Origin of the sequence: Herbiconiux moechotypicola, assembly GCF_024979255.1 — a bacterium.
GTDB classification, from domain to species: Bacteria; Actinomycetota; Actinomycetes; order Actinomycetales; family Microbacteriaceae; genus Herbiconiux; species Herbiconiux moechotypicola.
Map to the genome: position 1 here is coordinate 81,604 of NZ_JANLCN010000016.1, position 20,774 is coordinate 102,377.

The 20,774-nt window shown below is 69.8% G+C and carries 20 protein-coding genes; 7 read left to right on the forward strand and 13 right to left on the reverse strand.

The genetic code is table 11. From position 1 onward, the window contains the following. Window positions 1-56: 56 nt before the first annotated feature. Window positions 57-182 (forward strand): hypothetical protein, encoded by a 126-nt coding sequence (locus tag N1031_RS19450; protein ID WP_259481592.1) that lies wholly within the window; start codon window positions 57-59, stop codon window positions 180-182. Here the strand turns inward: N1031_RS19450 and N1031_RS19455 are convergent. The 8 genes from N1031_RS19455 to N1031_RS19490 form a co-directional block, all read right to left on the reverse strand. After that, entirely contained in the window at window positions 137-1,480 is a 1,344-nt protein-coding gene (locus N1031_RS19455; protein WP_259481593.1) for an aspartate aminotransferase family protein, read from the reverse strand. The genes N1031_RS19450 and N1031_RS19455 overlap by 46 nt on opposite strands. Before the next feature lie 133 nt (window positions 1,481-1,613). Next, window positions 1,614-2,768, reverse strand: coding sequence for an ABC transporter substrate-binding protein (locus tag N1031_RS19460; protein ID WP_259481594.1), 1,155 nt, complete (start codon window positions 2,766-2,768; stop codon window positions 1,614-1,616). Window positions 2,769-2,825: 57 nt separating this feature from the next. After that, window positions 2,826-3,602, reverse strand: coding sequence for an ABC transporter permease (locus N1031_RS19465; RefSeq protein ID WP_259481595.1), 777 nt, complete (start codon window positions 3,600-3,602; stop codon window positions 2,826-2,828). Further along, complete coding sequence (locus tag N1031_RS19470; RefSeq protein ID WP_259481596.1) at window positions 3,599-4,441, reverse strand: ABC transporter ATP-binding protein; 843 nt, start codon at window positions 4,439-4,441, stop codon at window positions 3,599-3,601. Before N1031_RS19470 ends, N1031_RS19465 begins: the two co-directional genes overlap by 4 nt. Further along, window positions 4,438-5,298 carry an ABC transporter permease gene (locus N1031_RS19475; RefSeq protein WP_259481597.1) on the reverse strand — a complete coding sequence of 287 codons (861 nt, stop codon included), beginning with the start codon at window positions 5,296-5,298 and terminating at the stop codon, window positions 4,438-4,440. The genes N1031_RS19470 and N1031_RS19475 overlap by 4 nt, the downstream gene beginning before the upstream one ends. A gap of 5 nt (window positions 5,299-5,303) precedes the next feature. Next, a complete protein-coding gene (locus tag N1031_RS19480; protein WP_259481598.1) occupies window positions 5,304-6,320 on the reverse strand; it encodes a TIGR03842 family LLM class F420-dependent oxidoreductase in 1,017 nt (338 codons plus the stop codon). A 30-nt stretch (window positions 6,321-6,350) separates the two neighbouring features. Then, entirely contained in the window at window positions 6,351-7,787 is a 1,437-nt protein-coding gene (gene hydA / locus N1031_RS19485; protein ID WP_259481599.1) for a dihydropyrimidinase, read from the reverse strand. A 44-nt stretch (window positions 7,788-7,831) separates the two neighbouring features. Then, window positions 7,832-8,680 carry a nitrilase-related carbon-nitrogen hydrolase gene (locus N1031_RS19490; protein ID WP_259481600.1) on the reverse strand — a complete coding sequence of 283 codons (849 nt, stop codon included), beginning with the start codon at window positions 8,678-8,680 and terminating at the stop codon, window positions 7,832-7,834. Between the two features lie 102 nt (window positions 8,681-8,782). Between N1031_RS19490 and N1031_RS19495 the strand changes: the two genes are divergently transcribed. From N1031_RS19495 to cofD, 5 genes are all read left to right on the forward strand, one after another. Next, window positions 8,783-10,123, forward strand: coding sequence for an aminotransferase class I/II-fold pyridoxal phosphate-dependent enzyme (locus tag N1031_RS19495; protein WP_259481601.1), 1,341 nt, complete (start codon window positions 8,783-8,785; stop codon window positions 10,121-10,123). A 73-nt stretch (window positions 10,124-10,196) separates the two neighbouring features. Continuing rightward, a complete protein-coding gene (locus tag N1031_RS19500) occupies window positions 10,197-10,481 on the forward strand; it encodes a FitA-like ribbon-helix-helix domain-containing protein (protein WP_259481602.1) in 285 nt (94 codons plus the stop codon). After that, window positions 10,478-10,927: a type II toxin-antitoxin system VapC family toxin gene (locus tag N1031_RS19505; protein WP_259481603.1), complete on the forward strand. Its 450-nt coding sequence runs from the start codon at window positions 10,478-10,480 to the stop codon at window positions 10,925-10,927. The genes N1031_RS19500 and N1031_RS19505 overlap by 4 nt, the downstream gene beginning before the upstream one ends. Beyond that, window positions 10,920-12,098 (forward strand): hypothetical protein, encoded by a 1,179-nt coding sequence (locus tag N1031_RS19510; RefSeq protein WP_259481604.1) that lies wholly within the window; start codon window positions 10,920-10,922, stop codon window positions 12,096-12,098. The genes N1031_RS19505 and N1031_RS19510 overlap by 8 nt, the downstream gene beginning before the upstream one ends. 28 nt (window positions 12,099-12,126) lie before the next feature. Next, a complete protein-coding gene (gene cofD, locus N1031_RS19515; RefSeq protein ID WP_259481605.1) occupies window positions 12,127-13,122 on the forward strand; it encodes a 2-phospho-L-lactate transferase in 996 nt (331 codons plus the stop codon). Here the strand turns inward: cofD and N1031_RS19520 are convergent. From N1031_RS19520 to guaD, 3 genes are all read right to left on the reverse strand, one after another. Then, window positions 13,119-13,379 (reverse strand): hypothetical protein, encoded by a 261-nt coding sequence (locus N1031_RS19520; RefSeq protein ID WP_259481606.1) that lies wholly within the window; start codon window positions 13,377-13,379, stop codon window positions 13,119-13,121. The genes cofD and N1031_RS19520 overlap by 4 nt on opposite strands. Before the next feature lie 89 nt (window positions 13,380-13,468). Next, window positions 13,469-14,461, reverse strand: coding sequence for an antibiotic biosynthesis monooxygenase (locus N1031_RS19525; RefSeq protein ID WP_259481607.1), 993 nt, complete (start codon window positions 14,459-14,461; stop codon window positions 13,469-13,471). Between the two features lie 5 nt (window positions 14,462-14,466). After that, a complete protein-coding gene (gene guaD, locus N1031_RS19530; RefSeq protein WP_259481608.1) occupies window positions 14,467-15,867 on the reverse strand; it encodes a guanine deaminase in 1,401 nt (466 codons plus the stop codon). A 173-nt stretch (window positions 15,868-16,040) separates the two neighbouring features. Between guaD and N1031_RS19535 the strand changes: the two genes are divergently transcribed. Next, the gene (locus tag N1031_RS19535) at window positions 16,041-18,686 is read left to right on the forward strand and encodes a bifunctional FO biosynthesis protein CofGH (RefSeq protein WP_259481609.1); all 2,646 of its coding nucleotides are present in this window, start codon (window positions 16,041-16,043) and stop codon (window positions 18,684-18,686) included. A gap of 23 nt (window positions 18,687-18,709) precedes the next feature. On the opposite strand, the gene N1031_RS19540 is transcribed toward N1031_RS19535, so the two are convergent. Further along, window positions 18,710-19,546 (reverse strand): VOC family protein, encoded by an 837-nt coding sequence (locus N1031_RS19540; RefSeq protein ID WP_259481610.1) that lies wholly within the window; start codon window positions 19,544-19,546, stop codon window positions 18,710-18,712. Then, the gene (locus tag N1031_RS19545; RefSeq protein ID WP_259481611.1) at window positions 19,546-20,526 is read right to left on the reverse strand and encodes a hypothetical protein; all 981 of its coding nucleotides are present in this window, start codon (window positions 20,524-20,526) and stop codon (window positions 19,546-19,548) included. The genes N1031_RS19540 and N1031_RS19545 overlap by 1 nt, the downstream gene beginning before the upstream one ends. Window positions 20,527-20,774 lie beyond the last annotated feature (248 nt).

Here is a 20,774-nt window from a genome sequence, read left to right on the forward strand (position 1 = left end):
CGACACCACAGATCTCTGCGATTGATCTTCACTACCGGCGCTGCCACGGTGGGCACATGATCACCGTACTCGTCATCGCCGGCGCACTCGCCGCATCCGGAGTCATCGCCACCGTCGTCGAGATCGCCCGCGACGGCTACCGCCCCGTGCCCACCGCCACCGACGAGAACGCCTCGTCGTAGATCGCCAGCGCCTTCTCGACCTCGGCGTCGGTGACGACGCACGGCGGCACCACGTGAATGCGGTTGTCGGCCACGAACGGCAGCAGCCCCCGTGAGAACAGCGCCGACTTCAGCGCACCGACGACGGATGCAGCCACCGGCTCCCGAGTGGACGGGTCGCTCACGAGGTCGAGCGCCCAGAACACGCCGAGCCCTCGCACCTCGCCGATGATCGGGTGCTTCGCCGCGAGCTCCGCGAGCCCCGGCGCCAGCAGGTCGGCACCCACGTGAGCCGCGTTCTCGACGATGCCCTCCGAGGCCATCGCGTCGAGCGTGCCCACGATCGCCGCCATCGCCAGCGGGTGCCCCGAGTAGGTGAGCCCGCCGGGGAACACGGCGTCGTCGAAGTCCTCGGCGATCGCCGGCGAGATGATCACGCCACCCGCAGGCACGTAGCCCGAGTTGACGCCCTTGGCGAAGGTGATGAGATCGGGCTCCACGAGCCCGCCCTCCTGCTCGGCCAGCGACTGGAACGCGAACCACCCACCCGTACGACCGAACCCGGCCATCACCTCGTCGAAGATGAGCACGATGCCGTACTTGTCGGCCAGCGCCCGCACCCCCGCCAGGTACCCGGGCGGCGGCACCAGCACACCCGCCGTGCCCGGCACGGTCTCGATGAGGATCGCCGCGATCGACGCCGCCCCCTCCGACACAATCACCCGCTCCAGGTGGTGCAGCGCCCGCTCGCACTCCTGCTCCGGCGACTCCGCCCAGAACTCCGACCGGTACGAGAACGGCCCGAAGAAGTGCGCATGCCCCCGCGCATACTCATTCGGCACCCGCCGCCAGTCCCCCGTCGCCACCACGGCAGCCCCCGTGTTGCCGTGATACGACCGGTATGTCGACAACACCTTGTCCCGCCCCGTGTGCAACCGCGCCATCCGGATCGCGTTCTCGTTCGCATCCGCACCCCCATTGGTGAAGAACACCTTGCTGAACGACCCGCCGGCCCGATCGAGGATGCGCTGAGCCGCCTTACCCCGCGTCAGATTGGCGTGAGCAGGCGCCACGGTGGTCAGCACCTCCGCCTGCTCCTTGATCGCAGCCACCACCGCCGGATGCTGATGCCCGATATTCGTATTCACCAACATCGACGAGAAATCGAGCCACTCATTCCCCTCGAAGTCCCACACGGTAGACCCGAGGCCCCCCGCAATGACCATCGGCTTCAACGCCCCCTGCGCCGACCACGAATGAAACACATGAGCCCGATCGAGCTCCAACGCCAACTGCTGATCCGCAGCATCCAGTGCCATCTTCTTGCCGTTCTCTCAGTACCGCATGTATCTCTCGGAGGTGACTTCAGGGGGTTCTCGACCCCAGCCGCCTTTGAGCTCCGCTCAACCCTTAGGCTGGGGGCGAGAACCCCCTGAAGTCACCGGACAGGACCTAGACCCCGCCCTCCTTCAACTCAACCGTGATCGGCGCGAAGTCCGCCCCCTTCACATCGACCCCTTCTTCCTCGAGCTCAGCCAACGCCTTCTCCACGTACTCGTTCGTGAACGCCGACGCCGGCGGCTCCTCGGTGATGACCGTCGCACCCGTCTCGTTGGGCGTGTCCATCGCGATCTCCACCGTCTGGTCCCACTGGTCCTGGTTGATCGTGCCCACACCGGAGGTGGAGGGCCAGATGAGCTTGTTGACCTCGTTGGTCATCCAGAGCTGGTGGCTCTCGCCGAGCTGCGATCCCGCGTCGGTGACGATGGTCGCCGCCTCTTCGGGGTTGTCGCGGGCGTAGGCCCAGCCCTTGATGGAGGCCTTGATGAACTTCACCGCGGTGTCGGCGTAGTCGGCGTCGTCGGCGAGGCGGTCGCTGTCGGCCCAGATGGCATCCTGCAGCATGGCGGTGCCCTCGTCGTTCCAGTCGATGACGTTGAGTTCGTCTTCGGTGTAGAGCTCGCCGGTGGCGGGGTTGACCGTCTCGAGCACCTGCGCGTACTCGTTGTAGGTCATCGCCTGGGCGGCCTGGATGTCGCCGGAGAGGAGGCCGGTCATGTCGAAGGCCTGCTGCACGAGCGAGATGTCGTCGAGGGTGACCCCGGCCTTGTTCATGCCGGCGAAGAGTTCCCACTCGTTGCCGTAGCCCCAGCTGCCCACCGTCTTGCCGGCCAGGTCGGCCGCGGTGGTGATGTTCTGGTCCTTGAACGAGACCTGCGTGGTGCCGGAGCGCTCGAAGATCTGCGCGATGTCGGTGACGGCCGCGCCCTGCTCGATCGAGCCGAGCACCTTCGGCACCCACGAGATGGCGAAGTCGGCGTCGCCGCCGGTGAGCACGTCGATCGGCACGATGTCGGCCGCGCCCTCGAGGATGGTGACGTCGAGTCCCTCGTCTTCGTAGAAGCCCTGGTCGATCGCGGCGTAGTAGCCGGCGAACTGCGCCTGGGCGTACCACTGCAGCTGCAGGGTAACGGGGGTGAGCTCTCCGCTGTCGGCCGAGTCGGTCGACGTGGTGTCGCCCGAGCCTCCGCTCGAGCAGCCCGCGAGGGCGAGCGCCGTGACGGCGAGCGCCCCGACGCCGGTGATGAGCCTGGTGCTGTGTTTCATGTGTGCTCCTCCTGAATGTGCGATGAGGTGGTGCGTGGACGGGGAAGGTGGTGCGGGTCAGGTGGCCGGCTTGTAGTGCCGGGTGGCGACGGTCTCGATCGCGAGGGTCGCGCAGTAGAAGACGAGGCCGACGATGATGGCGCCGAGCACGTAGGCCCAGGCGAGGTTGTAGTTCGAGCTGGAGGCGGCCGAGGTGATCGACTTGCCCAGCCCGCCGACGGGCCCGCCGAAGTACTCGGCGATGAGAGCGGAGATGACGGCGAGGCTCGAGGCGATGCGGAGGCCCGTGAAGATGAAGGGCAGCGCCCCGGGCACGGTGACCGTACGCGTGAGCTGCCAGGGCGTCGCCGCGTACACGTGCATGAGGTCGCGATGCACCGGCCGCACCTGCCGCAGGCCCCGGAGGGTGTTGATGTAGACCGGGATGAACACGGCGATCGCCGCCACCAGCTGGCGTGCGGTCTCGGCTCCGGCCCCGAACATGTTGTAGAGCACCGGCGCGAGGGCGACGATGGGCACCACCGCGATGGCGGCGACGATCGCGGCACTGAGCTCGTCGATCACCCGCACCAGGGCGGCCAGGATGGCCAGCAGCACTCCCGCGACTCCCCCGAGCACGAGGCCGACGAGCGCATTGCCGCCGGTGACGAGGGCACCCTGCACGACGGTGGCGATGTTCGCACCGAACTCGCCGCCGATGGCCACGGGCCCGGGCACGATGAACGGCTTGATGTCGAAGGCCACCACGGCCGTCTGCCACAGCGCGAGCACCACGAGGCCGAGCAGCACCGGCGCTAGCACGGTGCGCACGGGGTTCGCGCGCGTGGACCTCATCGGTTCTCGACCCCCTTGATGCCCACGGGCGCCTCGCCGTGCAGCAGCTCGCGCACCTTGCTCACGTTCTCGAAGAACGACTCGTCCTCGCGCAGGGCCTCGCCGCGCTCGGTGCTGCTGCCGAGCGAGACCGTGAGGATGTCGCGGATGCGCCCGGGCCGCGGCGACATGACGACGACGCGGTTCGAGAGGAAGACGGCCTCAGGGATGGAGTGGGTGACGAACACGACGGCCGCGCCGGTCTCGCCGGCGATGCGCACGAGTTCCGTCTGCATCCGTTCTCTCGTCATCTCGTCGAGGGCACCGAACGGCTCGTCCATGAGCAGCAGCCGCGGGCTCTCGGCGAGCGCGCGGGCGATGGCCACCCGCTGCTGCATGCCGCCGGAGAGCTGGTCGGGGTAGCTCTCGGCGAAGTCGGAGAGCCCCACCAGCGTGAGCAGCTCGGCGGAGCGGGCGCTGCGGGCGGCCCCGCTCATCCCGTGCAGCTCGAGCGGCAGCTCGATGTTCTTCGTGACGGTGCGCCACGGCAGGAGGCCCGCCTGCTGGAAGGCGATGCCGTACTCCTGGTCGATGCGCGCCTGCTTGGCGGTCTTGCCGAACACGCTCACCGTGCCGGTGCTGGGGGTGTCGAGGTCGGCGATGAGCCGCAGCAGGGTCGACTTGCCGCAGCCCGAGGGGCCTATGAGCGAGACGAACTCGCCGGGCGCGACCGTGAGGTCGACGGCCTGGAGCGCCGTGACGGTGGGCTTGCGCTTGGCCGTGAAGAGCTTGTCGACGCCCTTCACCTCGACGGCGGGCACCTGGGGGGCGGGGACGGATGCGGCGGATGCGTCGCTCATGCGGGCACCTCTCCTCTGCGGTAGCGACGGAGCAGCACTCCGAGAAGGGCGATGAAGCCGGCGGCCACGAGGCCCACGGCGATGGCGCCGAAGATCGGCGCCCAGGTGCGGGCGGGGTCGCCCGAGGCCTGTTGGGCGAACTCGATGATCATGCGGCCGATGCCGCCGCGCAGGCCGATCGACACCTCGGCGACGACCGTGCCGATGACCGCGTTGGCGGCGGCCAGCCGGAGCGCGGGAAGCAGGTAGGGCACGCTGGCGGGGAACCGCAGCGTGAACAGGGTTCGCCACCAGCCGACCCCGTAGCTGCGGAAGAGCTCCACGTGGATGGCGTCGGGCGAGTTGAGGCCGCGGAGCGCCCCGATCGACACCGGGAAGAAGGCGAGGTAGGAGGCGATGACCGCCACCGACATCCAGTTCTCCCAGGTGAAGTCGCCGAGCTCGATCTGCGAGCCCCAGCGGCGCACCAGCGGGGCGATGGCGATGAGGGGCACGGTCTGGCTGAGGATGATCCACGGCAGCACGGCGGACTCCGCGGTGCGGAAGCGCTGCATGAGCACGGCGAGCGCCAGGCCGACGACGACGCCGACAACCCAGCCGACGGCCGCGACCCCGAGGGTGAACACGGCGGCCTGACCCACCAGCAGCCAGATCGGCGCCCGGTTGCGGCCGGTGCCGCCCTCTTCGAACAGGCGCGCCACCATGTCCCACACGTGCGGCATGGCCAGGTCGGTGGTGCGCGGCAGCACCGTGAGGTCGCCGATCATCACACCCGTGGCCGGGCCGAGCGCCTTGTAGAGCTCCCAGACGACGACGAGCAGCACGATGCCGCCCGCGCCGAGAAGGACCTTCCGCACGCGCGTTACGCCTTCGCCGTGATGTGGTCGCGGAGCGCGGGCATGACCGTCTCGCCGTACACGCGGAGGGTCTCCTCCTTGTTGTCGTGCTGCAGGTAGCCCGCGAACTGGGTCACCCCGATCTCGGCGTACTGCTTGAGCTTCTCGATGTGCTGCTCGGCGGTGCCGAGCACGCAGAAGCGGTCGACGATCTCGTCGGGCACGAACGCAGTGTGGCTGTTGCCGGCCCGGCCATGCTCGTTGTAGTCGTAGCCCTCGCGGTCTTTGATGTAGTCGGTGAGCGCCTGCGGTACGGCGCCCTCGGTGCCGTACTTCGCCACGATGTCGGCCACGTGGTTGCCCACCATGCCCCCGAACCAGCGGCACTGGTCGCGCATGTGCTCCCAGTCGTCGCCGATGTAGAACGGCGCGGCCACGCAGAAGGCGATCTCGTCGGGATCGCGGCCCACGTTCACCGCCGCCGCGCGCACGGTGTCGATCATCCACTTCGCGATGTCGATGTCGCCGCACTGCAGGATGAAGCCGTCGCCGACCTCGCCGGTGAGCTTCAGGGCGAGAGGTCCGTACGCGGCCACCCACACGTCGAGCTGCGAGCCGTGGCTCCACGGGAACTGCAGGGTGGAGCCGTTGTACTCCACGGGGCGCGAGTTGCCGAGCTCACGGATGACGTGGATCGACTCGCGGAGTGTCTTCAGCGTGGTGGGCGCGCCGTTGGTGACCCGCACCGCCGAGTCGCCGCGCCCGATGCCGCAGATGGTGCGGTTGCCGTACATCTCGTTGAGGGTGGCGTAGGTCGACGCCGTCACGGTCCAGTCGCGGGTCGCCGGGTTGGTGACCATCGGGCCGACCTTGATCTTGTGGGTCTCGGCGAGGATCTGGCTGTAGATGACGTAGGGCTCCTGCCAGAGCAGGTGCGAGTCGAAGGTCCAGAAGTAGTCGAAACCGTACTGCTCGCTGAGCTTCGCGAGCCCGACCGTCCGGGCTGCGGGAGGATTGGTCTGCACGACCGCGCCGAATTCCATGCTGTGTCTCCTTGGTGCGGGGCGGATGGGTCAGATGAGGTACTGGCTGAGGCCGCGCTTGAAGTAGGCGCCGTCGCCCTTGCGGCCGAGATACGCGTTGTCGTCGACGATCTTGCGTCCGCGCGAGAACACGGTGTCGACGTGGCCGTCGATCTCGAAGCCCTCCCAGGCCGAGTAGTCCATGTTCATGTGGTGGGTCTTGTCGACGCCGATGGAGGTGTGGCCCTTCGGGTCGTAGATCACCACGTCGGCGTCGGCACCGGGCTGGATGACGCCCTTCTTGCCGTGGATGCCGAACATCCGCGCCGGAGTCGTGGAGGTGAGCTCCACCCAGCGCGGCAGCGAGATCTCGCCCATCACCACGCCCTGGTAGATGAGGTCCATGCGGTGCTCCACCGAGCCGATGCCGTTGGGGATCTTCGCGAAGTTGCCGATCCCCATGTCTTTCTGGCCCTTCATGCAGAAGGGGCAGTGGTCGGTGGAGATGACTTGCAGGTCGTTGGTGCGCAGCCCCTGCCACATGTGGTGCTGGTGGCCCTCGTGTTTCGAGCGCAGCGGCGTGGAGCACACCCACTTCGCACCCTCGAAGTCGCCCCATTGCTCGCTCACCGCGCCCAGCTGGTCTTCGAGCGAGAGGTACAGGTACTGCGGACAGGTCTCGGCGAACACGTTCTGCCCGTTGTCACGGGCCGCCGCGATCTGCTCCACCGCCTGCTTCGCGCTCACGTGCACGATGTAGAGCGGCGCACCGGTGAGGTTCGCGAGCATGATCGCCCGGTGCGTGGCCTCCTCCTCGGCCTGCCAGGGTCGCGAGATGCCGTGGTAGTAGGGGGTGGTCTCGCCGCGCTCGAGGTGCTGCTGCACGAGCAGGTCGATGACGGAGCCGTTCTCGGCGTGCATCATGATGAGCGAGCCGTTGTCGCTGGCCTTCTGCATGGCCTTCACGATCTGGCCGTCGTCGCTGAGGAACACGCCCTTGTAGGCCATGAACAGCTTGAAGCTCGTGACGCCCTCGTTGATGAGCTCGTCCATCGCGGTGAGCGAAGAGTCCTGCACGTCGGAGAGGATCTGGTGGAAGCCGTAGTCGACGGCGCACTGACCGGCGGCCTTCTCGTGCCAGAGCTGGTACTGGTCGAGGATGTTCTCGCCTGCGTACTGCACCACGAAATCGATGATGCTCGTGGTGCCGCCGTGTGCGGCCGCGCGCGTGCCGGTCTCGAAGGTGTCGCTGGCCTCGGTGCCGCCGAAAGGCATCTGCATGTGGGTGTGCGCGTCGATGCCGCCCGGGATGACGTACTTGCCCGTGGCGTCGACGACCTCGTCGACGTTCGCGGCCACGTCGAACCCGAGCAGGGTGCTGCCGGGGGCGAGCACTGCGGCGATCGTGTCGCCGTCGAGCAGCACGTCGGCCTCGGCCGTTCCGGTCGCGTTCACCACGGTGCCACCGGTGATGAGGGTCTTCGCCATGTTGTCGCTCCGTTCAGCTGGGTGGTCGGTGGTGGTGGTCGGCGCTAGGGCTTCGGGATGCTCGTGTACGACTCCGGACGGCGGTCGCGGTAGAACTGCCAATCGTCGCGCACCGCGCGGATCATGTCGAGGTCGAGGTCGCGGATGACCAGCTCCTCGGCGTCGCCGGAGGCGTAACCGCCCACGATGTTGCCCTGCGGATCGGCGAACTGGCTCGTGCCGTAGAAGGTGACGGCGAGGTCGCCGTACTCGTTGTCCTCCCGGCCTACGCGGTTGGGCGCGGCCACGAAGTAGCCGTTGGCCGCGGCGGCGGCGGGCTGCTCGATCTCCCAGAGGCGGTTCGAGAGGCCGGGCTTCGTGGCGTTCGGGTTGAACACGATCTGCGCGCCGTTCAGGCCGAGCTCGCGCCACCCCTCGGGGAAGTGCCGGTCGTAGCAGATGTAGACGCCGATCTTGCCGACCGCGGTGTCGAACACCGGGTAGCCGAGGTTGCCCGGGCGGAAGTAGAACTTCTCCCAGAACCGATCGACGTGCGGGATGTGGTGCTTGCGGTATTTGCCGAGGATCGTGCCGTCGGCATCCACCACCACCGCGGTGTTGTAGTAGACGCCGGGCTGGTCCTCCTCGTAGATGGGGAGCACCATCACGAGGCCGAGCTCTTTCGCGAGCGCCGCGAAGCGCTGCACGATGGGGCCGTCGGCGGCCTCGGCGTAGGCGTAGTACTTCTTGTCCTGCGTGATGCCGAAGTAGGGGCCGTAGAACAGTTCCTGGAAGCTGATGACCTGGGCGCCCTGAGCGGCCGCGTCGCGCGCGAACTGCTCGTGCTTGGCGATCATGGACTCCTTGTCGCCCGTCCAGGTCGCCTGCGTGATCGCGGCTCGTACTGTCGTCATCGGCTCATGTCCTTCCTCACCGGTTTTGTTATTATTCGGCTTGAACATTTCTCGTGTGTTTCAGCGTGTGACGCGAGAGTAAATATGTCAAGAGGGGGCATCGTGCTCGACCGCATCACCGCTGCCGTCGACATCCGCACACCGGAGGGGATCGCGGCCGCCGTCTCCCGCCTCATCCGCACCGGTGCGCTCGGCGCGGGCGACCGGCTGCCCACGGTGCGCGACGTCGCCGCCTCGCTCGGCGTGAGCCCCGCCACCGTGAGCAACGCCTGGCAGGCGCTCTCCGGTGTGGGTCTCATCACCTCGCGCGGCCGCGCCGGCAGCTTCGTGCTGCAGGCCTCCACCACCTGGATGCCGCCCCACTTCGGCGGGCTCGCCGGCTCGCACGTCGAGGCGAGGCTCGACCTCTCCACCGGTACTCCCGACCCCGAACTGCTCCCCGACCTCTCGGCCGCGCTCACCAAGGCGCCCACGCGGGCCGACACGGCGAGCTACCTCAGCTCCCCCGTCCTCCCCGATCTCGAACTCCACCTGCGCGCGTCCTGGCCCTATGCCGTCGGCGCCATCACCATCGTCGACGGCGCCCTCGACGCGGTGTCGCGGGCGCTCGACTCGCTCGTGCGGTTCGGCGACCGGGTGGTGGTGGAGAACCCCGGGTTCCCGCCGTTCCTCGACCTGCTGGAGCACCTCGGCGTTACGCGCATCCCGGTCGACGTCGACGGCGAGGGCCTCGTGCCCGGGCAGCTGGCCCGGGCCCTGCGGCTGGAGCCGGTCGCGATCATCCTGCAGCCGCGTGCGCACAACCCCACCGGCATCTCGATGAGCGCGGACCGGGCGCGGGAGCTCGCCCGGGTGCTGCGCGCCTCGGAGCACATCGGGGCCCCCGTCGTCATCGAGGACGACCACTCGGGCGAGATCTCGAGCGCGCCCGCCCACAGCTTCGGCACCTGGTTGCCGCAGCGCACGCTGCACATCCGCAGCTACGCGAAGTCGCACGGGCCCGACCTCCGCATCGCGGCACTCGGCGGGCCCGAGGCGCTCGTCGACCGCATCGTGGCCAGGCGGATGCTCGGGCCGGGCTGGACCTCGAGGATGCTGCAGACCATCCTCTTCGAGCTGCTCACCGCCACGCCCTCGCTCACCGCCGTGCACGACGCGCGGCGCATCTATCAGGCCAGGCAGCGGCTGCTCGCGGAGGCACTGGTGCGGCAGGGTGTCGAGCACACGGTGTCGGACGGGATCAACACCTGGATCCCGGTCGCCGACGAGAAGGCGTCGATGCTCACGCTCGCCGCGGGGGGCGTGCGGGCCGCGGCCGGGTCGACCTTCGACGCCTCGCCCGACGGGTCGCTCGCACCGCACCTGCGCCTCACCGCGGGGCGCGTGCGCGACGACTTCGACGACCTCGCGGCCCTCCTCGCCGCCGCGGTACGCGCCACCTGAGCATTCTTCTCTTTCCCCTTGTGAAGCGTCGACAGCATTGCTAGCATCATCGCGACGAGAGACGAGGAAGGACATGGCCACCATCACCATCAGAGACCTGAACGACGCGACTCGCGACAAGCTGCGCGTCAGAGCGGCGCGCAACGGCCGCTCTATGGAGGCGGAGGCGAGGTCGATCCTCGATCACGCCGTCGCCGCCGAGCCCTCCGACGATTCCGGGCTCGGAACGAAGATCCGCTCGATGTTCGCCGAGATCGGGTTCATCGACGAGGTCGTCGACCAGATCCCTCCGCGGGCCACCGAGCGGTACTTCGAACAGCAGCGGGCGTCAGCCCCGGGCGCACAGCCGAGCCCGTGATCATCCTCGACACGAACGTCATCTCCGAGCTCGGTCGCGATCACGCCACCAGCGCCGCGGCCGAGTGGCTCGACCGGCAGCCTCGCGACGAGCTCTACACCACGGCCATCACCATCGGCGAACTGGCCTACGGGGTGGCACGGCTTCCCGCGAGCCGCCGCCGGGCCCAGTACGCGGCCACCCTCGCCGAGATCCTCACGGAGGCCTTCAGCGGCCGCATCCTGCCCTACGACCACCTGGCGGCCGTCGAGTTCGGCGACCTCCAGGCCCGCCGCGTCGCGATCGGCCGACCGTGCGACGAGCCCGACGTGCAGATCGCCGCGATCGCCAAGCTGCACTCCGCCACCATCGCCACTCGCAACACCGCCCATTTCGACCACGACGGCGTCGAGGTCGTGAATCCGTGGGGAGACGGCCGAAGGGGTGCAGACTGGCAGGGTGAGTGAGCAGGGCGCGGGCGGGGGCCCGAAGGGGTCGCGGCGCGGGCGAGTGGTCGTGACCGTCGTGCTGGCGGCGCTCGTGGGAGTGGTGGTGGTCGGGGCGATCGTGGTCGCCTTCACCGGAGGCGGGTTGTTCGGTGGGCCGGCGACAGCGCCGACCGGGCCGACGGCGGTGCCGACCGCGTCGGTGACCCCGGCAGAGCCGACACCCACCAGCGCGCCCGACGAGACCGAGCAGCCGAGCCGGGTCCCGACGAGCTGCGATGAGGTGCTGCCGCAGGCGACCGCCGAGCAGATCCTGGGGGTGCCGCTCCAGTCGACGATCCCGGACGCGGAGACGAACGGTCCACCGAACCCGCTGACTTTCACGCTGGAGCGCGTCGGCGGGCTCGGATGCTGGTTCTCGACCGGCGAGCCCGGGGACGGCTACGCCACAGTGTCGGTGCAGATCGTGCCCGGCGTCTCCGACGAGCAGTTCGAGCAGACCGTGCAGAAAGACGGAGCCTACCTCGGGCCCGAGAACGTCGAGGCGTCGATCGGCCCGGAGACGTACAGCTCGTGCCCGCCGAGCGATGGCACGCTGTCGTTCTGCAGCTACCTCGGCCGGGTGAACGGCTACGGGGTCACGGCCTGGGCCGGCGCCGATCCGGCGACGCTGCTGGCCGCGCAGCCCCTCCTCCGCGACGTGTTCGTCGCCGCACGCGATGCGGCCTCGAACTTCGACCCGCCCGCACCGCTCTGGCAGCCCGACGGCCCCGGCGTGGCCGGTGCCGTCGACTGCGACGGACTGATCACGCCGAGCGAGCTCCAGTCCATCACCGGCGACGTGGCTGGCGTCTACCGGCAGGAGGGCGGCGAGAACACGATCGCTCCGTTCGCCAGCTCCGGTCAGGTGGGCGCCTACTACTGCCGCTACCTCACCGGCGAGCAACCGCTGCCCACCGGAGTCGCCGTCCTGCCCGGCGGCGCGGCGTACCTCGCCGAGGGGCTCACACGCTCAGACCTGCCCTCGGCTCCCGCACCCGACTACCCGGGCGACGCCTACCTCACGGTGATCGGCGACGGCGCCTCCCGGGTCGACCTCGCCCTCGACGGAGCCTGGATCTCGGTCGAGGGGCCCGATGAGTGGCTTCCCGCGATCGTGGCGACCGTGGTGGAGCGGCAGACGGCGGGGTGACCGCCGCGGATGCGGTTGAATGGGGACCGTGAAGGTCACGGTTCTCGCGGGTGGTGTCGGGGGTGCACGGTTCCTCAAGGGGCTCCGCACCGAGCTGCGGAGGGCGTACCCGAACGGGGACGGCGGGTCGACCGCCGAGATCACCGCGGTCGTGAACACCGGCGACGACATGTGGCTGACCGGCCTGCGGGTGTGCCCCGACCTCGACTCCATCATGTACGCCCTCGGCGGCGGCAACGACGAGCAGCGCGGCTGGGGCCGCGCCGGCGAGACCGAACGGGTGAGCGCCGAACTCAGCGCCTACGGCATCGGCTGGCCGTGGTTCACGCTCGGCGACCTCGACATCGGCACGCACATCGCCCGCTCCAGCTTCCTCCGTGACGGGCTCACGCTCACCGAGGCCACCGCGCGCCTCTGCGAACGCTGGAACCCGGGCGTGCGACTCCTGCCGATGAGCGACCAGCCGGTGGAGACGCACGTGGAGTTCATGCTCGACGGCAAGCGGCACATCGTGCACTTCGAGGAGTGGTGGGTGAAGCACCGCGCCGCCGTTCCGGCCAAGCGGTTCATCCAGGTCGGAGTCGAGGCGGCGCATCCCACACCCCAGGTGCTGAGTGCGATCGCGCACGCCGACGTCGTGCTGTTGGCCCCGTCCAACCCGGTCGTGTCGATCGGCACCATCCTGGGGGTGCCCGGGATGCGCGAGGCGCTCCGGGCGACGAGGGCACCGATCGTGGGGGTCTCCCCCATCATCTCGGGTGCCGCCGTGCGCGGCTACGCCGACGCCTGCCTCACCGCGATCGGGGTGGAGACCAGCGCGGTGGCCGTGGCGAAGCACTACGGAGCGCGCCCCCGCGGCGGCCTGCTCGACGGGTGGCTGGTCGATGAGGCGGATGCAGTGGCGGTGCCGGTGCTCGAGGCATCGGGCCTGCCCACACGGGCGGTTCCCCTGTGGATGCGCGATGCCGACACGAGCGCGCAGCTGGCCGCCGACGCCCTCGCGCTGGCCCGGGTGCCGCGCTAGGCGGAGGCGCCCGCCCCCGCTCCCGCCGCGAGCCTCTCGGCGAGATAGGTCGCGGGCTTCAGCTCGAGCCGCGGCTCGGCCTCACGCAGGGCCCGCACCGCCGCGACGGTCTCGCGGCGCGCATCCACCCGCCTCTCGGCGAGCACTCTGCGACCCCACGCGAACGCGTCGGCGTCGCCCTCGGGCCACTCGATCTCGGCCAGCGCCACCCGGGGGTCGCGCCGGTCGCCTTCCAGCAATCTCTGCAGTCGTCCCACACCCCGACGCTACGACGGGCGCGCGAGCAGCGCATCCCCCGCGCGACGGATACTTGGACTGTCCCTCAGACGGACGCCGCGACGGTCACTCAGCTGTACCAGACGGGCCCGAGCGAGATGAGCCAGGCGTACACGGCGATCGAGACGGCGTACAGCGCCACCACGATCGCGTAGCCGTAGAAGTGCACGCGCGGCGGCCGGTCGCGCTTCACCCACCAGCCGAACAGCTTGAACGCCCACGGCACGAGGATCCACCCGAGCAGCTGGGTCGACACCACGTTGCCGATGAACAGCGACAGCCAGAACGGCACCCCGTGGTTGGCCAGCAGCGGGTCGGCGATGAAGTAGCCCCAGAGGAACACGATCGGGTAGAGCATCAGCAGCACGAGCAGATTGCTCTTGAAGATGGGGTCGGGCAGCGCCGTGCGGTTGCCGGTCCAGAAGCCGAAGCCGTAGCTGGCCTTCGTGAGCGTGAGCTGCTCGTTGTAGGCCTTGCCCTCGTCGAGCAGCTCGCGCCGCTCGGGCGAGTCGATCCAGGCGTTCAGGTGCTCCTCGGTGTCGAAGCTCAGCACCACCACCCAGTCGTCCTGCACCCCGGGAACGGGACGCTCGATCTTGTGGCCGAGAAAACCGTCGAAGCGCGATTCGGCCGCCATGATCTGCCGCTGCCAGTCGAGGAACTCCTCCTCCTGGTCGGCCGGCACCCGGCTCGAGATGAGCACCGACGCCGCTTCGGAGGGGTGCTTCGCCTCCTCGGTGAACAGGTGCACGTCGTCGTTCCCGACGAACTCGCCCTTGATCTCGTTCATCAGCCGCGCCCGCTCCGCGCTCTGCAGCCAGCCGCGGGCGGACTCCACGTCGCGGAAGCGCTGCACGATCACCCAGTCCACCTGCAGCGGCGGCTTCGGCGGGATGACCTGGCGATCGAGATAGCCCGGCCAGTTCGAGATGCGCGCGCCCACCTTCTCCTGCCACGCGGCGTACTTCGCGTAACTGGACTCGGCCAGCCGCCGGTGCACGACGAGGGAGACCGCCCCGGGCACCTGGCCCAGGGCGGGTGGAGCGCCCGCTGTGGAGGTCACGGGCGTCAGGCCTTCTGGTAGGCGAGCTCGCCCATCACCCAGGTCTGGTCGACGGCGCGCTCGTCGGCCACCATCATGATGCCGAAGAGCAGGTCGGTGACGGTCTCGAGCGACAGCTCGTCGCCGCCCTTCTCGAGCAGCAGCGACGCGTGCCACGGGGCCGCGGGCGGGCCGGCGGTCCAGTCGAGCGCCACGAAGTCGGCCTCCTTGCCGATGTCGAAGGTGCCCACCTTGTCGTCGATGTAGAGCGACTCCGCACCTCCGCGGGTGAGCAGGTAGAACGCGCGGAGCGAGGAGAGCTTGTTGCGCTCGGACTCCTCGAGGTCTTGATCGCTCGGCACGATCGATCCGTCGAGGATGGTGTTCTGCAGCATCCCGACCTTATAGGCGTCTTCGAGGGAGTTCAGCAGGCTGAAGCGGTTGCCGCCGCCCATGTCGGTGCCCACCGAGATGAGCACGCGATGCTCGGGGTCGAGCGCCCGGCCCAGCCGGAACAGGCCCGAGCCGAGGTAGAGGTTCGACGAGGGGCAGAACGCCACGGCGGCGCCCTTCTCGCTGAAGCGGCGGAACTCGCTGTTCGAGAGCCACACACCGTGACCGCCGGTGAACTTGGGCCCCACGAGGTCGAACTTCTCGTACACCCCGAGGTAGTCGGTGCAGTCGTCGTGGAGGGCCAGCACGCCGTGGATCTCGGCGGGGTTCTCGGAGATGTGGGTGTTCACCCAGAGGTCGGGATGCTCCTGCTTCAGCCGGCGGCAGGCCTCCATGAGCTCCACCGAGGCGCCGAACGCGAAGCGCGGCGTGATGGCGTAGAGGTTGCGGCCGGTGCCGTGCCACTTCTCGATGAGTGCCTTCGAGTCGGTGTAGAACTGCTCGGGCGTGTTGGCGAAGTAGTCGGGCACGTGGGTGTCGATGCCGGTGAGCCCGCCGATCATGCGCATGTTGCGCTTGCTCGCCTCTTCGAAGAACACCTCGTTGCAGGTGAGGTTGCCGGTGGTGAAGGTCTGCGCGGTGGTGGTGCCCGAGGCCAGCAGGTTGTCGAAGAAGTGCTTCGTGCCCTCCTCCGCGTAGGCGCGCTCGGAGTAGCGGTGCTCCTCGGGGAAGACCCACTTCTGCAGCCACGGCAGCAGCTGCTCGCCGTAGGCGCCCAGCACGCGGGTCTGCGGCAGGTGGATGTGCCCGTCGATGAAGCCGGGGAGGATGATGCGGTCGCGGATCTCGGTGATCTCGACACCGGGGTGGCGGGGCGCGACCTCGTCGTAGACACCGAAGTCGGCGACGATGCCGTCCTCGATCACGAGCAGTCCGTCGCGGTGGAACCGGGTCGCCGCGGCCTCGTCGCCGACGTGCTTCCAGGGGTCGTCGATGAAGTCGAGGAAGGTGCCGCGAATTGCTTTCGTGCCCACGGAGGAACTCCTTATTTCGGTCTGTGCCGCAATCGTCCCACAGGGCCGCCTCGCACCGGACCTGCACGGACCGCCCCAAAGGAGGGGGTAGGCTCGGGGTACTTCGATTCCGGGTCTGGCTTTGGGCCCTCCTCTCCTGTTGACGACGCTCCACGTTCCGATGAGGTCTCCCCGTGCCCGAAGATCTGCCCATCCCCACCCGCCGCAAGCGTGAGCCGCAGCCGGTGGTGCAGTCGTTCATCCCGAACGCCTCGGCCATCCGCCGCGCCCTCAAGCGCGCCGACGAGGGTGTCGCGCTCAACGCCACCGAGGCCGAGACGCTGCTGCACGCCCGCGGCGACGACCTCGAGCGCCTGCTGACGGCCGCCTCGAGGGTGCGGGATGCGGGGCTCGAGATCGCGGGCCGGCCCGGCGTCATCACCTACTCGCGCAAGGTGTTCATCCCGCTCACCCACCTCTGCCGCGACCGCTGCCACTACTGCACCTTCGTCGAGACCCCCGGGGGCCTCGCCAAGCAGGGCAAGGCTCCCTACCTCTCCCCCGACGAGGTGCTCGCGATCGCCCGCGAGGGCGCGGCGCTCGGCTGCAAGGAGGCCCTGTTCACCCTCGGCGACCGGCCGGAGGACCGCTGGCCGGCGGCGCGGGAGTGGCTGGATGCGCACGGCTACGACTCCACGCTGGCCTACCTCAGGGCGATGGCCATCCGGGTGCTCGAAGAGACCGGGCTGCTGCCGCACCTGAACCCCGGCGTGATGAGCTGGGAGGAGATCCAGCGGCTGAAGCCCGTGGCGCCCTCGATGGGCATGATGCTCGAGACCACCTCGGTGCGCCTGTGGGCCGAGAAGGGCAACGCCCATTTCGGCTCGCCCGACAAAGATCCGGCGCTGCGCCTGCGCGTGCTCGAAGACGCCGGCCGGTCGACGGTGCCGTTCACCACGGGGCTGCTGCTCGGCATCGGCGAGAACTACGAGGAGCGCGTCGACGGCCTGTTCGCCATCCGCGCGGCGGCCCGCCGGCACGGGCACGTGCAGGAGGTCATCATCCAGAACTTCCGTGCCAAGCCCGCCACCGCCATGATGGGCGCCGACGACCTGGAGACCCAGGAGTACGCCGCCGCCGTGGCCGTGAGCCGGCTGGTGCTGGGGCCCAAGGCGCGCATCCAGGCCCCGCCGAACCTCACGGATGCGCGGGAGCTGGCCCTGCTGGTGCGCGCCGGCATCGACGACTGGGGCGGCGTCTCGCCGCTCACGCCCGACCACGTGAACCCCGAGCGGCCGTGGCCGCACATCGACGACCTCGCCCGGCTCACCGCCGAGGCGGGCTTCACCCTGCGCGAACGGCTCACCGCGCACCCGCACTACGTGCGCGCGGGAGAGCCCTGGATCGACCCCCGCGTCATGCCCCACGTGCGCGCCCTGGCCGACGCCGACGGGCTCGCGGTGGAGGGCCGCATCCCGGTCGGCTCGCCCTGGCAGGAGCCCGACTGGGGAGCCTCCTCGGGCCGCACCGAGCTGCACACCGAGATCGACACCGTGGGCCGCACGGGCGACCGCCGCAGCGACTTCGACGATGTCTACGGCGACTGGGCCGAGCTCCGCGAGAAGGTGGGGGCGAACGCGGCCAACGAGACCCGCGTCGCCGGAGACCCGGCCGTGCGGGCGGCGCTGCGGCGCGCATCCGTCGACCCCGCCGGGCTCACCGACGCCGAGTACCTCACCCTGCTCGGGGCCGACGGCCGCGACCTCGACGCCCTGGCGGCCCTGGCCGATCAGGTGCGGCACGACACCGTGGGCGACGAGGTCGGCTACGTGGTGAACCGCAACATCAACTTCACCAACGTCTGCTACACCGGCTGCCGGTTCTGCGCCTTCGCGCAGCGGCGCAACGACGCGGATGCGTACACGCTGTCGATGCAGCAGGTGGGCGACCGGGTCGACGAGGCCTGGTCGATCGGCGCCACCGAGATCTGCATGCAGGGCGGCATCCACCCCGACCTGCCGGGCACCGCCTACTTCGACCTCGCGCGCACGGTGAAGGAGCGGCAGCCCGAGATCCACCTGCACGCGTTCAGCCCGATGGAGATCGTGAACGGGTCGGCCCGCACGGGGCTGTCGTTCCGCGACTTCCTCACCGAGGCCAAGGCGGCGGGGCTCGACACCATCCCGGGCACGGCCGCCGAGATCCTCGACGACGACGTGCGCTGGGTGCTCACGAAGGGCAAGCTGCCGGCGGCGCAGTGGATCGAGATCGTGACCACGGCGCACCAGGTGGGGCTGCGGTCGTCGTCGACCATGATGTACGGGCACGTCGACAACCCCACCCACTGGGTGGGGCACCTGCGCACGCTCTCGCGCATCCAGGACGAGACCGGCGGGTTCACCGAGTTCGTGCTGCTGCCGTTCATCCACATGAACGCGCCGGTGTACCTCGCGGGCGTGGCACGACCGGGCCCGACCCTGCAGGAGAACCGGGCGCTGCACGCCGTGTCGCGGCTCATGCTGCACGGGCGCATCGATCACGTGCAGACCTCGTGGGTGAAGCTCGGCGAGGGCGGCACGCAGCAGATGCTCCAGGGCGGTGCCGACGACCTCGGCGGCACCCTCATGGAGGAGACCATCAGCCGCATGGCGGGCGCCGACAACGGCTCGGAGAAGACGGTCGACGATCTGGAGAGCATGATCCGCCGCATCGGCCGCACGCCGGTGCAGCGCACCACCACCTACGGCCGGCCCACCGCCGAGCGCGCCGCCGTCGCCCGCGAGTTCGCCTCGCGCGGCTTCGCGGCGACCGGAAAGAAGCTGCTGACGCTGCTCAGCTGAGGGCGCTGGTGCGGGTCGCGCGCTCAGCGCGGGTCGCGGAATTCGCTCAGCGTGAGCTCGGCACCCTGGGGGTCGCGGATGCGCGCGAGCAGGCTCCAGGGGGTGTCGACGGTGGAGACCACGGTGGCCCCGAGCCCTTCGGCGCGCGCGAGCGACTCGGCGCGCGAGGCGACGCTGAACACGACCTCCCAGTGGTCGGTCTCGCCGTCGGCCGCCCGCTGCACGGCTCCGATCACGTCGGCGAACCCGGCGGGTGCACCGGCTTGGCGGTCGAAGATGCCCGGATCGACGGTCGCGGCGAGGTGATCGCCGTAGCCGTCGACCGCGATCATGGCCTCGACGGTGTCTCCGAGGTCGAGGTAGCTCCACCCGAACAGCTCGGCGTAGTACGCCTTCGACGCCGCCGGATCGGTGCTGCGCAGGTTGCTGAAGTTCCAGCTGCCCGGCTCGTTCACCCGTTGCGCGCCGAGCCGGCGCCTGGCCTGCCACAGGCCGAACTCGGCACCCAGCGGGTCGCGCCCGGCGGCGGCCCGGCCGCCGGGCCCGGCGTCTTCGGGGGCCGAGACGAGCGTGCCGCCCGCGTGCACCACGGCGGTCGCATCGGCGTCGGCGTCGTCGACGGCGAAGTAGGTGTTCCAGCCGGCCCCGCCCGCCTCGGGAGAGGCCGACCCGATGGCCGCGACGTCACTGCCCTGGAGCGTCGCAATGAGGTACACGGCCGGTGCCCCCGGGGGCATCGCGTTCTCGAACTCCCATCCGAACAGCGCTCCGTAGAAGCCGCTCGCGGCCACTGGATCGGGCTGTTCGGTGTCGACCCAGCACGACACGCCCCGCGGATAGCGGCGGGCCGGGCCGGACATCAGCGGTCGCCCACGTTGTTCACCGGGAGGGTGGAGCTCGTGGTGGTGCCGTCCTGGGCCATGACGGTCAGCGTGTAGACGTGGTCGTCGTAGCAGGTGTAGTCGATCGTGATGGTGCCCGAGGCGGCGTTGACCTCCTGGTAGGGCGCGGCCTGGGCGTCGCTCGTGTCGATGCCGATCCAGCCCTTGATGGCGCCGGTGCTCGACCACGAGATGGTGAGCGGGGTGCTCGTGAACCCGGATGCGGGGGCGTCGGGCTGCGGGCGGGAGCAGGTGACGGTGCCGGGGCTCACCGAGAACGAGGTGATGGCCAGGGCGGGGCCCGCCGGCGGCTGGTCGGGGGTGTCGGGTTGGTCGGGGGTGTCCGGCTCGTCGGGGGTGACGGGCGTGGTCGCCGTCGGGGTGGGGGTGATGGTCGGCGTGGGGGTGGGTGTCGGCGTGGGGCTGGGTGAAGCGGATGCGGTGGGCGTGGCCACGACGGGAGTGCCGCTCCCACGGGTGAAGAGCATCACCGCGAGCACGATCACGGCGATGGCGAGCACGGCGATGATGGCGGTGATCCAGATCCAGCGCCGGCTCTTCTTCGGGGCGGCGCCGGGTGGGCGTCCACCGGGGCCGCCGGGCACGAGCGGGCCGCGGCCGCCCTGCCCCGCCTGCGGCGCGGGGGTCTGGCCGGGATTCGGGCCGTAGCCGGGGTGCCTGCCGTTGGGCTGCTGGTTGAGCACCTGCGTGGGCTGCGTGGGCTGCGCCGGTGGCTGGGAGAGCACCTGCGTGGGCGGCAGCGTCTGGGGCGGCGGAGCCGGCGGCGTGAGCGGAGCCGCAGGTGCCCCCGCCCCGCCGGGCGGGAACGCGGGGAGCCCGTTCGTCGTGGCCTGCGCATCCGGTGCCGGCGCATCCGCGTCGCCCGCGCCCGCTGCGGGGGTCTCGGGCTCCTCCGGAACCGGAAAGGGCGGCAGGTCGTCGTTCGGGCGGTCGCTCATCTGTGTCCCCGATCACGGTCGAAGTGCAAGTGACTCCACTGTGACACCACACCCGTCGAAAGAGAAGAACCGCGACCCGCCAGTAATCCTCCTCTCCCGGGTGTCGGGGAAGGATTTCTGGCGGATCGCGGCTCAGGGGATGCGCGTGGGGTTACTGCACGTCCTCGTCTACCCAGTCAAGGGTTTTGGTGACGGCTTTCTTCCAGTTGCGGAGTTGGCGGTCGCGTTCGGAGGCATCCATCTGGGGG